The 13,903-nt window shown below is 45.1% G+C and carries 15 protein-coding genes; 12 read left to right on the top strand and 3 right to left on the bottom strand.

Annotated elements, in window-relative coordinates:
- Positions 1 to 272 precede the first annotated feature (272 nt).
- The 3 genes from cmoB to R7Q46_RS06370 form a co-directional block, all read right to left on the bottom strand.
- Positions 273 to 1,244, bottom strand: coding sequence for a tRNA 5-methoxyuridine(34)/uridine 5-oxyacetic acid(34) synthase CmoB (gene cmoB, locus R7Q46_RS06380; protein ID WP_005387902.1), 972 nt, complete (start codon positions 1,242 to 1,244; stop codon positions 273 to 275).
- A gap of 81 nt (positions 1,245 to 1,325) precedes the next feature.
- Positions 1,326 to 2,063 carry a carboxy-S-adenosyl-L-methionine synthase CmoA gene (gene cmoA / locus R7Q46_RS06375; protein WP_054575109.1) on the bottom strand — a complete coding sequence of 246 codons (738 nt, stop codon included), beginning with the start codon at positions 2,061 to 2,063 and terminating at the stop codon, positions 1,326 to 1,328.
- 93 nt (positions 2,064 to 2,156) lie between these two features.
- Positions 2,157 to 3,023 carry a DUF72 domain-containing protein gene (locus tag R7Q46_RS06370; protein ID WP_033905053.1) on the bottom strand — a complete coding sequence of 289 codons (867 nt, stop codon included), beginning with the start codon at positions 3,021 to 3,023 and terminating at the stop codon, positions 2,157 to 2,159.
- Positions 3,024 to 3,296: 273 nt separating this feature from the next.
- On the opposite strand from R7Q46_RS06370, the gene aspS reads away from it, so the two are divergent.
- The 12 genes from aspS to R7Q46_RS06310 all read left to right on the top strand — a co-directional run bounded on the left by aspS (position 3,297) and on the right by R7Q46_RS06310 (position 13,893).
- Positions 3,297 to 5,075, top strand: coding sequence for an aspartate--tRNA ligase (gene aspS, locus R7Q46_RS06365; protein ID WP_005378401.1), 1,779 nt, complete (start codon positions 3,297 to 3,299; stop codon positions 5,073 to 5,075).
- A gap of 142 nt (positions 5,076 to 5,217) precedes the next feature.
- On the top strand, positions 5,218 to 5,964 hold the full coding sequence (locus tag R7Q46_RS06360; protein ID WP_226082849.1) for a YebC/PmpR family DNA-binding transcriptional regulator: 747 nt from the start codon (positions 5,218 to 5,220) through the stop codon (positions 5,962 to 5,964).
- Between the two features lie 92 nt (positions 5,965 to 6,056).
- Positions 6,057 to 6,578, top strand: a complete 522-nt coding sequence (ruvC, locus tag R7Q46_RS06355; protein WP_005387909.1) for a crossover junction endodeoxyribonuclease RuvC — start codon at positions 6,057 to 6,059, stop codon at positions 6,576 to 6,578.
- Positions 6,579 to 6,645: 67 nt separating this feature from the next.
- Positions 6,646 to 7,257: a Holliday junction branch migration protein RuvA gene (gene ruvA, locus R7Q46_RS06350; RefSeq protein WP_017820041.1), complete on the top strand. Its 612-nt coding sequence runs from the start codon at positions 6,646 to 6,648 to the stop codon at positions 7,255 to 7,257.
- 287 nt (positions 7,258 to 7,544) lie between these two features.
- Positions 7,545 to 8,549, top strand: a complete 1,005-nt coding sequence (ruvB, locus tag R7Q46_RS06345; protein ID WP_318077409.1) for a Holliday junction branch migration DNA helicase RuvB — start codon at positions 7,545 to 7,547, stop codon at positions 8,547 to 8,549.
- 461 nt (positions 8,550 to 9,010) lie between these two features.
- Positions 9,011 to 10,597, top strand: a complete 1,587-nt coding sequence (cydA, locus tag R7Q46_RS06340) for a cytochrome ubiquinol oxidase subunit I (RefSeq protein WP_258483674.1) — start codon at positions 9,011 to 9,013, stop codon at positions 10,595 to 10,597.
- A 17-nt stretch (positions 10,598 to 10,614) separates the two neighbouring features.
- A complete protein-coding gene (cydB, locus tag R7Q46_RS06335) occupies positions 10,615 to 11,751 on the top strand; it encodes a cytochrome d ubiquinol oxidase subunit II (RefSeq protein ID WP_006742909.1) in 1,137 nt (378 codons plus the stop codon).
- 12 nt (positions 11,752 to 11,763) lie between these two features.
- Positions 11,764 to 11,871 carry a cytochrome bd-I oxidase subunit CydX gene (cydX, locus tag R7Q46_RS06330; protein WP_000270284.1) on the top strand — a complete coding sequence of 36 codons (108 nt, stop codon included), beginning with the start codon at positions 11,764 to 11,766 and terminating at the stop codon, positions 11,869 to 11,871.
- On the top strand, positions 11,864 to 12,166 hold the full coding sequence (gene ybgE / locus R7Q46_RS06325) for a cyd operon protein YbgE (RefSeq protein ID WP_318077399.1): 303 nt from the start codon (positions 11,864 to 11,866) through the stop codon (positions 12,164 to 12,166). The genes cydX and ybgE overlap by 8 nt, the downstream gene beginning before the upstream one ends.
- A 172-nt stretch (positions 12,167 to 12,338) precedes the next feature.
- Positions 12,339 to 12,758, top strand: a complete 420-nt coding sequence (ybgC, locus tag R7Q46_RS06320; protein ID WP_017820044.1) for a tol-pal system-associated acyl-CoA thioesterase — start codon at positions 12,339 to 12,341, stop codon at positions 12,756 to 12,758.
- Positions 12,748 to 13,446: a protein TolQ gene (gene tolQ, locus R7Q46_RS06315; RefSeq protein ID WP_005378301.1), complete on the top strand. Its 699-nt coding sequence runs from the start codon at positions 12,748 to 12,750 to the stop codon at positions 13,444 to 13,446. The genes ybgC and tolQ overlap by 11 nt, the downstream gene beginning before the upstream one ends.
- 3 nt (positions 13,447 to 13,449) lie before the next feature.
- A complete protein-coding gene (locus R7Q46_RS06310; protein WP_005378298.1) occupies positions 13,450 to 13,893 on the top strand; it encodes an ExbD/TolR family protein in 444 nt (147 codons plus the stop codon).
- The last annotated feature ends 10 nt before the right edge of the window (positions 13,894 to 13,903 follow it).

Genomic DNA, 13,903 nt, shown 5'->3' with positions numbered 1-13,903 from the left:
AACCTTGGGATTGGATTAAGTTGTTTATTTTTTAGGAGTTTAGCTTATATCGATAAAGCCTCACAAGTAAGAATGTTTCTCTATTACTTATTGTTTGAGGAATAGTGATGAAAAGCCAAAAATCAAGGACATAAAAGCGCATCCTTATTTAGAGCGTGCTTATATTTTGACGTGAAAAATGGATTCAAAAAACAAACTCGCTCATTACGAGGAAAGAGGGTAATGTCTTAACTCGTAAAATGAGTTAAGACAATGTCAGGAATCTCAGCGAATTATGATTTGCGAGCGACAAGAACCGCGCGGCGAGGGGCAGGATAGCCTTCTACAGTTTTGCTTGGGTCGTTCGGATCTAAGTAGTCAGGTAGAGAGTTATGCGTCATCCAATCTGTGGTACGTTGTTCGTCTACGGACGTGATGTTTTCATCAACGATACGAACATCTTCAAAACCGACCAATTCTAGCCACACTTTTAGGGCTTTTGCTGAAGGGAAGAAATAGACATTACGCATTTGCGCGTAACGAGAAGTCGGGACCAGTACTGCATTCTCATCACCTTCAATCACGAGTGTTTCCAATACGAGTTCACCTCCAGATACCAATTGATCTTTTAGTTGCACTAAATGATCGAGAGGCGAGCGGCGATGGTAAAGCACGCCCATGCTGAATACCGTATCGAACGCTTCCAACTTAGGTAGTTGTTCAATGCCCAATGGCAGTAGGTGTGCACGTTGGTCATCGCCCATTAGTTTACGAATTGCTTCGAACTGAATCAGGAACAGGTGAGATGGATCGATACCGACAGTTAAGCGTGCACCTTCGCCTAGCATGCGCCACATGTGGTAGCCGTTACCACAGCCTACATCGAGTACGCTGCGATTCTTTAATGGAGAAATATGTGGAAGCACGCGGTCCCATTTCCAATCACTGCGCCACTCAGTATCAATATGGATGCCGTGTACGTGGTATGGGCCTTTGCGCCAAGGATGGAATGTACGAAGTAAGCTTTCTAGCTTTTTAAGTTCCCCTTGAGGCATCGGCTCATTGTTTGAAATCGTGACAGAATCAACAATGTCGATGTTGTCCGGTCTACCCGCTGGGATTTTGTTCAGGGCTTTCAACCAGCGACCAAAGTCACCGTGCTCTGCATTTTGCCAATCCGTTAGCTGTTGCGGAAGCACATTAAGCCAAGGTTGAAGACGAGTGTCTTGGGCAATCAATTGGTAGAAATTTGCAAAGTTAAACATAGTTAGTCAATCGCTGAGTTGATGGGTATAAATTATTAACAAAAGCCGAAATCGGTATGGTTCAGGCTTGGTATGAATGGTCTATTTAATCGCGAACATGGAGCCGAAGTTAAAGCATTGGAACCAAACATCGTAGCTAGAAAAGCCAATTTTAGCGAAACGCTCTTTATGTTCTTTCTTTGAGTCTGGGCGCATTACGTTTTCTATCGCGCTGCGCTTTTGGCTGATTTCTAGTTCGCTATAACCATTCGCACGTTTAAAGTCGTGGTGAAGGTCAATTAACAGTTCGTTCGACACTTCATCTTCAAACACGAACTTTTCAGACAGAATCAAAATACCGCCCGGACGCAGACCCGCGTAGATTTTCTCTAGTAGAGCATAGCGGTCTTCTGGAGAAAGGAACTGCAGTGTGAAGTTCAATACCACAACGGATGCGTTTTCAATTTCGATATTGCGAATGTCTGCTTCTACTACATCCACAGGAGTGTCACTGCGGTAAGCGTTGACGTGAAGTTTACAACGCTCAACCATCGCAGGAGAGTTGTCCACTGCGATGATTTGGCAACCTTCTTGTTTGATATGGCGACGCATAGACAATGTTGCAGCACCCAAAGAACAGCCAAGGTCATAGATGTTTGAGTGAGGTTTTACAAAACGCTCTGCCAGCATACCGATTGCAGAAATAATATTGCTGTAACCCGGTACCGATCGTTGAATCATGTCAGGAAATACTTCCGCTACGCGTTCATCGAACGTGAAATCCCCAATTTTATCGATTGGAGCCGAAAAAATAGTATCTGGATTGCTCTTAGGGTTCATAACTAAGTCTCTGCATACAAGCTGCCTGAAAATGTCAGGCACCAAAAAAGGCGCGTATTTTATGGGAATTTCGCGCCTCTGTCATGTGTTGCGTTAGAACATCTGTAACTGCGAGTTGCCATCGTCAGCTGGGAAAGGCGCTAACTCAGGGAGCGTGATACGTTTTTGTATGTCTTTATACAGGTTTGCAGCCAACTCTGGCGCAATTATATTGTCTGCGGTATGGATCATGACATATGGCTGTTTACCTTCGGCAATCCATTGTGGCAACTTGTTGAGCCATGGTTTAAAAAACTCGTAGTTTTGCTGTTCTTCTGGATGACCAATAAAGCGAATCAAAGGGTGTGAAGCGGTAGCAATGGCGTGAACAGGGACTCGTGGTTTTTTCATTTGTGCATCAATAATCGCCTCATTGTCGGGCTTAGCGGCAAAGACAGGGCGGCTATCCATAATAATACGGTCAATATTATTCTCTACTAACCATTGGTTAAGTGCTCGCTCTTCTTCGCCTTTGGAGAAAAATGCCATATGACGAACCTCAACACCGAGAGGGAAGTTAGGTGGAAAGCTCGCACAGAACTTTTTCAGTCGATCAAGGTGCTCAGGACCAAATGCGGCTGGTAATTGAATTGTCCATTGGCCCACACGGTCATGCAAAGGCTCCATGACCTTCATGAAGTCTCTCAGTTGTTCGCTGCAACCTCTTAGCATTTGCTCATGAGTGATGGCTTTAGGAAGTTTGAAAGTAAAGCGAAAATCATCGTGGGTTGCGGCTCTCCAGTTTTGCACTGTATTGAGCGTCGGTGTGGCATAAAATGTCGTGTTGCCTTCCACGGTATGAAACACTTGCGCATACCTTTCTAAACGTTCAGCGGGCTTTGTCCCGCTGCCGTAAAAACTTTGTTGCCATTGATTGTGCGACCACATCGTCAATCCAAGTCGAAGAGGTAAGTTATCCATTATTCTTTACTGCTTGCTACTCGTGTGAATACTTTACGAGAGTTTTGCTGAAATAGGTAATTTCACGCTATAATCCTCCCCAATTTTTTCGCTTTGGTGCGCTTTTGAACATTTGTTGTACTAAAAAGCACCAGTGAATGATAAAACACACGTAATTGTATGTTGAGTAGTCGATTTTCGTGGACATTCAGCGTATAACTGAATCTTTACTCTGCTTAGCAATGAGGCTGACAGAGCGTAGTTAACAACATTTGAGAGATTGGGAATTTCATTATGCGTACCCATTACTGTGGTCACCTGAACAAGTCCCTTGCAGGACAAACTGTAGAACTTTGCGGCTGGGTTAACCGTCGTCGTGATTTAGGCGGTCTTATTTTTATTGATATGCGAGATCGCGAAGGTATCGTTCAGGTAGTTGTTGATCCAGATATGGCGGATGCGTATGAAGTGGCGAACACACTTCGTAATGAATTCTGTATCAAACTAACGGGTGAAGTGCGCGTTCGCCCAGAGAGCCAAGCAAACAAAGACATGGCAACAGGTGAAGTTGAGATCCTTGCGAAAGGTCTTGAAATCATCAACCGTTCTGATGTTCTGCCTCTAGACTTCAACCAAAAGAACTCTGAAGAGCAGCGCCTGAAGTACCGTTACCTAGATCTACGTCGTCCTGAAATGAGCGACCGCATAAAGCTACGTGCTAAAGCGTCTAGCTTTGTTCGTCGTTTCCTAGATGACAACGGCTTCCTAGACATCGAAACACCAGTCCTAACAAAAGCGACTCCAGAAGGCGCTCGTGACTACCTAGTACCTAGCCGTGTTCACAAAGGCAGCTTCTACGCGCTTCCTCAGTCTCCACAGCTATTCAAACAGCTTCTAATGATGTCTGGTTTTGACCGTTACTACCAAATCGTTAAGTGTTTCCGTGATGAAGACTTGCGTGCTGACCGTCAACCAGAATTCACTCAGATCGATATCGAAACGTCATTCATGACGGCTGACCAAGTTCGTGCAACGACTGAGAAAATGGTTCGTGAAATGTGGCAAGAGCTACTAAACGTTGACCTAGGTGAATTCCCAGTAATGCCGTTCAGCGAAGCGATTCGTCGTTTCGGTTCGGACAAGCCAGACCTACGTAACCCACTGGAACTAGTAGACGTTGCTGACCTAGTGAAAGATGTTGAGTTCAAAGTATTCTCTGGCCCAGCAAACGACGAAAAAGGCCGTGTTGCCGTTATTCGCGTTCCAGGTGGTGCATCTTTGACTCGTAAGCAAATTGATGGCTACGGTGAATTCGTTGGCATCTACGGTGCGAAAGGTCTAGCTTGGATGAAGGTTAATGACCGTGCAGCGGGCATGGAAGGTATCCAATCTCCAGTCGCTAAATTCCTAAATGAAGACGTGATCAACGGCATTCTAGATCGTACTCAAGCGGAATCTGGTGACATTATCCTATTTGGCGCTGATAAAGCGGGTATCGTTGCAGAAGCAATGGGTGCGCTACGTCTGAAACTAGGTAAAGACCTAGAGTTAACGGATGAGTCTGCATGGGCTCCACTATGGGTTGTTGACTTCCCAATGTTCGAAGAAGATGACGAAGGCAACCTACACGCGATGCACCACCCATTCACATCGCCTCTAGGTGTGACTGCAGAAGAGCTAAAAGCAAACCCTGCTGCGGCAAATTCTAACGCTTACGATATGGTTCTAAATGGCTACGAAGTGGGCGGCGGCTCTGTTCGTATCCACAACGCAGATATGCAAGAAGCCGTATTTGATATTCTAGGCATCACACCTGAAGAGCAACAGCTTAAGTTCGGCTTCCTGCTTGATGCGCTGAAATTCGGTACGCCTCCACATGCTGGTCTTGCATTTGGTCTAGACCGTCTAGTAATGCTGCTATGTGGCACAGAGAACATCCGTGATGTTATCGCGTTCCCTAAAACAACAGCAGCGGCGTGTCTACTAACAGACGCACCAAGTATTGCGAATCCAGCAGCGCTAGAAGAGCTAGCAATCGCAGTAACTGCAGCGAAAGAAAAAGACGCAGAATAAGCGCACAACATTTGAAGAAAACTCCCGCAACTGCGGGAGTTTTTGTTTAAATAAACCCAAGAAACTTCCAAAGCAATTTCCCAAGCAACGCTTTTAGAACATGTTTTGTTATTAAGCGTCAAAATACATTAAAAGGTGAATTATGGCTGGTCATAGTAAATGGGCGAATATTCGTCACCGTAAAGCAGCGCAAGATGCGAAGCGCGGCAAAATCTTTACTAAATTAATCCGTGAAATCGTTGTTGCGGCAAAAGAGGGGGGCGGTGAGCCAGAAAATAACCCACGTTTGCGAGCAGCAATTGATAAAGCACTGTCTAACAACATGACACGTGACACTGTCAACCGCGCGGTCAGCCGAGGTGCTGGTGGTGAAGGCGACGACAACATGGAAACCGTGATCTATGAAGGTTATGGTCCAGGTGGTACGGCGGTCATGGTCGAATGTATGACGGATAACCGAAATCGTACGGTATCTGGCGTACGCCATGCATTCTCAAAGTCAGGCGGTAATCTGGGGACGGATGGTAGCGTCAACTATCTTTTCGACAAGAAAGGCGTGATTTCATATGGCCCAGGTTTAGATGAGGATGCGGTAATGGAAGTAGCATTAGAAAGTGGTGCTGATGACATTGAAACGGCAGAAGATGGCTCGATTGATGTCTACACGGCCCCAGGTGACTTTGGATTCGTAAAAGATGCCCTTGATGCCGCAGGTTTTGAGGCAGAGAACGCGGAGGTGTCGCTGATTCCATCTACGAAAGCAGATTTGGACGCGGATACTGCGCCAAAACTACTTCGTTTGATTGACGCTTTGGAAGATCTGGACGACGTTCAAGAGGTTTATCACAATGGTGATATCTCTGACGACGTTGCGGCTACGCTAGATTAAACTCAAGGTGTCGGGAGCGGTATTTGCTCCGAAGTTAGCAAGTAATAATAAAAAGACTTAGGCCGAATTAGGCCTCATTTTTAGGAACATTCATGTCAATTATTTTGGGCATTGACCCAGGTTCGCGCATTACCGGCTATGGGGTCATTCGTCAAAATGGACGCCACTTGCAATACCTTGGTAGTGGCTGCATTCGTACTTCAGAAAAAGAACTTCCGGGTCGGCTTAAACAGATTTATGCAGGCGTCACGGAAATCATTACCCAGTTTCAACCGGATGTTTTCGCGATCGAGCAAGTGTTTATGGCCAAAAACGCGGATTCAGCGCTAAAACTTGGCCAAGCTCGTGGCAGTGCAATTGTTGCTGCGGTGAATGCGGAGTTGCCGGTATTTGAATATGCGGCTCGTCTTATTAAGCAAGCTGTCGTAGGCACTGGTGGCGCGGACAAAGCGCAAGTTCAGCATATGGTTCAGCAGATGCTTAAATTGCCCGCCAAGCCTCAAGCGGATGCGGCCGATGCTTTAGGTGTGGCGATTTGTCATGCCAATACTAACAAGACTCTCGTTGCCTTAGCGGGCAAAGCAACCAGTGCCAGAAAAGGGCGCTATCGATAAAATTAACTGGATGTCTATCCAGTTCTTTATTATCCTGTCGCAAATTCATTTCCAAAGAGTATTTATAGTGATTGGACGTCTTCGTGGCATACTGATTGAAAAGCAACCACCTGAAGTATTAATTGAAGTTAATGGCATTGGCTATGAAGTCCAGATGCCAATGAGCTGTTTTTACGAACTGCCAAATGTTGGCGAAGAAGCCATTATTTATACTCACTTTGTTGTCCGTGAAGATGCGCAATTGCTATACGGTTTCAACACGGTAAAAGAACGAGCACTTTTCCGTGAAGTGATCAAAGCCAATGGCGTTGGTCCTAAACTCGGTCTTGGTATTCTCTCTGGTATGACAGCAACGCAATTCGTTACTTGTGTGGAACATGAAGACGTTTCTACGCTGGTTAAGCTTCCAGGCGTTGGCAAGAAAACCGCAGAGCGATTGGTTGTTGAAATGAAAGACCGCTTGAAAGGGTGGGGCGCTGGCGATCTATTTACACCATTTACGGATGCTGCTCCTGCGGATTCTAGTGCGACATCCAACAACGCGGAAGAAGAAGCAATCAGTGCGCTTCTAGCTCTAGGTTACAAGCCGACTCAAGCGTCGAAAGTGGTATCTCAGATCGCTAAACCGGACATGAGCAGTGAGCAAATGATCCGTGAAGCTCTAAAATCAATGGTGTAACGCTGGTTGCGCAGTGAACATTTGTTCAAGATAACTCATTCTCTAAGGTTAATGCCAATCGCTTAACGATGTTTTTTTGTGTCATTCCAGCGAGCCTGGCGAGACTGGGAATCTAATAGCAGCACGCTGAGCGGTTAATGAAACAATTTGACCATAAATCGCTCGGATAGAAGATCCTGTATCACGCTCCTTCGTCGCTGTACAGGATGACGAGATATAGAAATATGCCACTTGCTGTTAAACGAGCGGCATTATTCTCTCAGGTAACCATTTTTCAAGGTAAAAAGATGATTGAAGCCGATCGTTTAATCGCGCCAGAAAACCCTGCCTTTCGTGATGAAGATGTCATTGATCGTGCTATTCGGCCAAAAAAATTAGCGGATTACCAAGGTCAGGACCATGTCCGTGACCAAATGGAGATCTTCATTAAAGCTGCTCAGTTACGTAGCGAAGCACTTGATCACCTTTTGATTTTTGGTCCCCCAGGTTTGGGTAAAACCACACTTGCGAACATCGTTGCCAATGAAATGGAAGTGAACATTCGCACTACTTCAGGCCCTGTACTTGAGAAAGCAGGCGATTTGGCCGCGCTGTTAACCAACCTCGAAGAAAACGATGTGTTGTTCATCGATGAGATTCACCGCTTGAGCCCGATGGTTGAAGAGGTGCTGTATCCGGCGATGGAAGATTATCAACTGGATATTATGATCGGTGAAGGTCCGGCCGCTCGTTCTATTAAGATCGATTTACCACCGTTTACGTTAATTGGTGCGACGACCCGAGCGGGCTCTTTGACGTCACCATTGCGCGACCGCTTTGGTATTACTCAGCACCTTGAGTTTTATAAGATAAAAGACCTCCAAGATATCGTGCAGCGAAGCGCGGATTGTTTAGGTTTATCAATGGAACCTGAAGGTGCATTGGAAGTGGCAAGACGTGCGCGTGGCACACCACGTATTGCTAACCGTTTGCTACGCCGTGTTCGTGATTATGCGGAAGTAAAAGGCAATGGTCACATTTGTGCCGATGTTGCTGATAAGGCGTTGAATATGCTTGATGTGGACGCCGAAGGCTTCGATTACATGGACCGTAAGCTACTACTCGCGATTATGGAAAAATTTGGTGGTGGTCCGGTCGGGCTCGACAACATGGCAGCGGCGATAGGTGAAGAAAAGGACACTATTGAAGACGTTCTTGAGCCTTATCTTATTCAGCAAGGTTATTTACAACGCACTCCGCGTGGAAGAATCGCGACAGATCGTGCGTATTTGCATTTCGGAATTGAAAAATAAGATTCCCTCGCTGGGCCTTTGTTGCCCAGCGCTTCATTAAAGTTGACCAAACTCACATTTTTTGAATTTTTTCTCATACTGGTTTAGTAAGTAAAAAGCATTGATTGTTAACTCGATGTTTGCTTGCAACTGGTTAATTTCTCTCCTGATTACTCTCTCTTAACATCCGTATCCAATACTGGTTGATCTAGATCAATGTGATGGATTTTTGTGCAAATTCCGCGCATAAACATTGATGTATATCAAAGCGCGTTACGGCTATAAACCTTTTGAAACAATCTGTTTTTACAAGTAATATTAGCCCCAGCTATATTAGCTGATGCTTAACAATTAACTAACCAATGAAGCACATTTTTGCAACAATGAGTTGTGATAATTCAACATTTTTCAAGTGTAAATAACACCTGAATATGGATTGCAATATGTAGAGAGTGTCATTCAGCCGACACATAGGAGTTACCATGATTGACGTAGTTGATCTATCGCGGTTGCAGTTTGCACTGACAGCGATGTATCACTTCCTATTCGTACCATTGACCCTTGGTATGGCCTTCCTTCTGGCCATTATGGAATCGATGTACGTAATGACGAACAAGCAAATCTATAAGGACATGACCAAGTTCTGGGGTAAGCTATTCGGTATTAACTTTGCACTTGGTGTGGCGACAGGCCTTACCATGGAGTTCCAGTTTGGTACGAACTGGTCTTACTACTCCCACTATGTAGGTGATATCTTCGGTGCACCGCTAGCGATCGAAGCACTTGTCGCATTCTTCCTGGAGTCAACTTTTGTTGGTCTATTCTTCTTCGGGTGGGATCGTCTATCTAAACGCCAACACTTAGCGGTTACCTGGCTTGTTGCACTAGGCTCTAACTTCTCTGCTCTTTGGATTCTTATCGCAAACGGCTGGATGCAAAACCCAGTAGGCGCAGATTTCAACTTCGAAACCATGCGAATGGAAATGGTGAGCTTCTCTGAGGTTGTACTAAACCCAGTTGCTCAGGTTAAGTTCGTGCATACGGTTGCTTCTGGTTACACTTGTGGCGCAATGTTTATTCTAGGCATCAGTTCATACTACCTATTAAAAGGTCGTGACATTGCGTTTGCTCGTCGTTCGTTTGCTATTGCTGCTTCTTTCGGTATTGCAGCTATCTTATCTACCATCGTTCTTGGTGACGAATCTGGCTACGAGCTTGGTGAAGTTCAAAAAGTGAAACTCGCTGCAATTGAAGCAGAGTGGCACACTGAACCTGCACCTGCCGCATTTACGTTATTTGGTGTTCCTAACCAGGAAACGATGCATACCGATTACGCAATTAAGATCCCTTACGTAATGGGTATTATCGCGACACGCTCTTTTGATGAGCAAGTAACAGGTCTTCATGATTTACGTGATGAACACGTCGATCGTATTCGTGACGGCATGTACGCTTATGAACTTCTAGAGAAGCTTCGTGCGGGCGACAAGTCAGAAGAAAACATGACTGCGTTTGATGAAGTGAAAGGTGACCTAGGTTACGGTCTACTTCTAAAGCGCTACACAGACAATGTTGTTGATGCAACAGAAGAGCAAATCCAAGCTGCTGCGGACGACTCAATCCCAACAGTATGGCCGCTATTCTGGTCATTCCGTATCATGGTTGCTTGTGGCTTCATCATGTTGTTTGTCTTTGGTGCGGCGTTTATCCAAACGTGTCGTCAGAAGATTGAACAGAAACAATGGATTCTAAAAGCTGCACTATTTAGCATTCCACTACCTTGGATTGCAATTGAAGCGGGTTGGTTCGTCGCTGAGTACGGCCGTCAGCCTTGGGCTGTAGGTGAAATTCTACCAGTGCATGTTGCAGCTTCTGCGCTAACTGCAGGTGAAATCTGGACTTCACTCTTCGCAATTCTGGCGCTATACACGGTATTCCTGATTGCAGAAGTTTACCTAATGTTGAAATTCGCTCGTAAAGGCCCAAGTAGCCTGAAAACGGGTCGCTACCACTTCGAGCAAAATGCTGACTCTGTTGAAGACAAAGTTAGTCGCCAAGTAGAAGCGTAAGGTAAGGAGATAACAAGATGTTTGATTACGAAATCTTGCGACTCATCTGGTGGGTACTAATCGGTGTTCTACTAGTTGGTTTTGCAGTAACAGACGGCTTCGATATGGGTGTAGGCGCGCTTGTACCTATCATCGGTAAAAACGACACGCAACGCCGTGTCATGATTAACTCAATTGCTCCTCACTGGGATGGTAACCAAGTTTGGCTTATCACTGCTGGTGGTGCACTGTTCGCAGCTTGGCCTTTGGTTTACGCAACGTCATTTTCAGGCTTCTACTTAGCGATGATTTTGACACTAGCAGCGCTATGGCTTCGTCCTCTGGGCCTAGACTACCGCTCTAAAATCGAAGATCCAAAATGGCGCAATACCTGGGATATCTGTATCTCAATCAGTGGTTTTGTTCCGCCAATCATCTTTGGTGTAGCGTTTGGCAACCTTCTACAAGGTGTACCATTCCAATTGAGTGAGTTCTTGATGCCAACATACCATGGCTCATTCTTTGGTCTACTAAACCCATTTGCACTGTTGTGTGGTCTAGTAAGCTTGTTCATGATTTTGATGCAAGGTTCTACTTGGCTACAAATGAAAACAACAGGCGAAGTGCATGTGCGTGCGCGCAACGTTGCTCAGTTGGCTGGTTTACTGACGGTTGCTGCGTTTGTAGCGGCTGGTTTCTGGATCCAAAATATCGATGGCTACGTCATTGTTGGCGGTATCGACACTAACGCTGCTTCTAACCCTCTAAACAAAGAGGTTATCCGTGAAGCTGGTGCGTGGATGAAGAACTTTGAAAACTACCCACTACTATGGGCTGCTCCTGTATTAGGTGTTGCAATGCCGCTTCTCGCTGTATTGGCATCTCGTCTTGAAAAATGTGCGATTTCGTTCATTACTTCAAGCTTGGGTGTTGCTGGTGTTATCTTTACTGCAGGTTTTGCGATGTTCCCATTCATCATGCCTTCAGACTTAATGCCAAGCCACAGCTTAACAATGTGGGATGCAACGTCATCTGAGCTGACTCTGAACCTAATGACAGGCGTTGCGTTTGTTATGGTGCCAATCATCCTTGGTTACACATCTTGGACTTACTACAAGATGTTTGGTCGCCTTGATGACCAGTACATTGAAGACAACAAAAACTCACTTTACTAAGGAGCATTTACTATGTGGTATTTCGCATGGATTCTAGGTGTACTACTTGCTTGTGCATTCGGTATCATCAACGCTCTTTGGCTAGAGCACTCAGAAATGATGGATAAAGACAGTGAGTAACCTCGCTGATAAGGTAGCGAAACTTCACGCATCAATGGATAAGACTCTGCTACGAGTCTTATCTCTCATCCTTGGCTTTATGCACGTAGGATTGGTGATGTGGGACCCTGAAGCTTACCATCAAGCAATTGGTGGTTTTAACTCAATCGTCGCACCAGCACTGATTTGGTCTGTATGTTCAAGCATGGTGTATGGGGTGGGCTTCAAGCCAAGAAACTGGTACTGGCAAGTTTTGTTTAGTCCTTATTTCTCGTTAGCTATCTTAATTTATCTAACGGCACTTTATTTCATTTAGGCTGAAATATGCTGTAATAAAGTCGGTTACTAAATCATCGAATAAAAGCTAGGTATCTCGCCTAGCTTTTATTTTTTCTACAAATTTCAAAAATATTTCCTTAGCTCGGTACCAATTGCTGTCGCTTCAGTTATAGTAATTACTTTAAAGAATTGAATATATTGGTACTCCCTTGCAAGGCACATCAAATCTCTTTCACTGGCCGATCACCGTGTACTATGAAGACACTGATGCGGGCGGTGTTGTATATCATTCTAATTATCTAAAATTCTTTGAGCGCGCACGGACAGAGATGTTACGTGCTAAAGGCATTTCTCAACATGTGTTACTGGAACAAAATATCGGCTTTGTTGTCCGACACATGGATATCGATTTCAACCAAGGAGCTAGGCTGGACGAGCATCTGACAGTCGTAACCCGAGTGTCAGAAATAAAACGTGCTTCTCTGCAATTCTGTCAAGAGTTGGTCAATGATCAAGGCAAGATATTGTGCAAGGCCTCGGTTAAGGTAGCATGTATCGATAATAAGAAAATGAAACCAATAGCTATTCCAACCTTTATAAATTCGGAGCTAACAAATAGTGACTGCTGATATTTCCATTTTAGATCTCTTTCTTCAGGCCAGTCTGTTGGTAAAGCTTGTGATGCTGACGTTGCTTGGCATGTCAATTGTGTCATGGGCAATGATCATCAAGCGCAGCAAAGTGCTTTCTCAAGCATCAAAAAATGCAGAGCAGTTTGAAGACAAATTTTGGTCGGGTACTGATCTTTCTCAGCTTTACCAAAAAGTAAAAGCGCGTAAAGACGAAATTGAAGGCACAGAAGAAATCTTCTACGCAGGTTTTACAGAGTTTGCTCGCCTACGTAAGAGCAACGCAAATTCACCAGCTTACATCATGGAAGGCACTGGCCGCGCAATGCGCGTTGCTGTTTCTCGTGAAGTAGATGAGCTAGAAACAAGCTTACCGTTTTTGGCAACAGTCGGTTCTATAAGCCCTTATATCGGCCTATTTGGTACCGTTTGGGGCATCATGCATGCCTTTATTGCGCTGGGTGAAGTAAAGCAAGCTACGTTGTCTATGGTTGCACCGGGTATCGCCGAGGCACTTATCGCGACAGCGATGGGGCTATTTGCGGCTATTCCGGCAGTAATGGCATACAACCGCCTAAGCAATAAAGTGAGTAAACTAGAGCACACTTACGCAACATTTTCTGAAGAATTCCACAGCATCCTTCATCGTCAAGCGATGGCTGGCCGAGACAGCGCGGATAAGGAATAAAGCATGGCGGGTTATCAACCTAAAAAGCGAAAAATGACAGCGGAGATCAACGTTGTTCCGTATATCGACGTAATGCTCGTACTGTTGATCATTTTTATGGCGACCGCTCCATTTGTGACTCAAGGCGTCGACGTTGATCTTCCGAAAACATCGACCGCAGAATCTATGCAAGACCTTGCTGGCGAGACTGACAGTAGCTTTATTATCATCGAAATTGATAGCGAGGGTAATTTAGGTCTAAGCGTAAATGATGAAGAAGTTCAGCGAGGTTTGTCGTTGCAAGATGTTATTGTGCGAGTGAAAGCGGAGCGAGAGGTTAAGCCGGATTCACCAGTTGCGGTAGGTGGCGACGCGGCAACACCATATGCCGATGTTGTTCTATTGCTAGATGAACTAAGTCGAGCTGGTATCCCTAAGGTAGGTCTAATGACCGATATCAGGGAATAGCATCAATTAT

It is taken from the genome of Vibrio sp. 811, assembly GCF_033339195.1.
The sequence above is the reverse complement of the archived record's forward strand: the minus strand, read 5'-3'. Positions and strand labels throughout refer to the sequence as shown.

Excerpts from the sequence above, each read along its gene's own strand:
- cmoB (WP_005387902.1), bottom strand. The coding sequence starts at position 1,244 with ATGTTTAACTTTGCAAATTTCTACCAATTGATTGCCCAAGACACTCGT.
- cmoA (WP_054575109.1), bottom strand. The coding sequence starts at position 2,063 with ATGAACCCTAAGAGCAATCCAGATACTATTTTTTCGGCTCCAATCGAT.
- R7Q46_RS06370 (WP_033905053.1), bottom strand. The coding sequence starts at position 3,023 with ATGGATAACTTACCTCTTCGACTTGGATTGACGATGTGGTCGCACAAT.
- aspS (WP_005378401.1), top strand. The coding sequence starts at position 3,297 with ATGCGTACCCATTACTGTGGTCACCTGAACAAGTCCCTTGCAGGACAA.
- R7Q46_RS06360 (WP_226082849.1), top strand. The coding sequence starts at position 5,218 with ATGGCTGGTCATAGTAAATGGGCGAATATTCGTCACCGTAAAGCAGCG.
- ruvC (WP_005387909.1), top strand. The coding sequence starts at position 6,057 with ATGTCAATTATTTTGGGCATTGACCCAGGTTCGCGCATTACCGGCTAT.
- ruvB (WP_318077409.1), top strand. The coding sequence starts at position 7,545 with ATGATTGAAGCCGATCGTTTAATCGCGCCAGAAAACCCTGCCTTTCGT.
- cydA (WP_258483674.1), top strand. The coding sequence starts at position 9,011 with ATGATTGACGTAGTTGATCTATCGCGGTTGCAGTTTGCACTGACAGCG.
- cydB (WP_006742909.1), top strand. The coding sequence starts at position 10,615 with ATGTTTGATTACGAAATCTTGCGACTCATCTGGTGGGTACTAATCGGT.
- cydX (WP_000270284.1), top strand. The coding sequence starts at position 11,764 with ATGTGGTATTTCGCATGGATTCTAGGTGTACTACTTGCTTGTGCATTC.
- R7Q46_RS06310 (WP_005378298.1), top strand. The coding sequence starts at position 13,450 with ATGGCGGGTTATCAACCTAAAAAGCGAAAAATGACAGCGGAGATCAAC.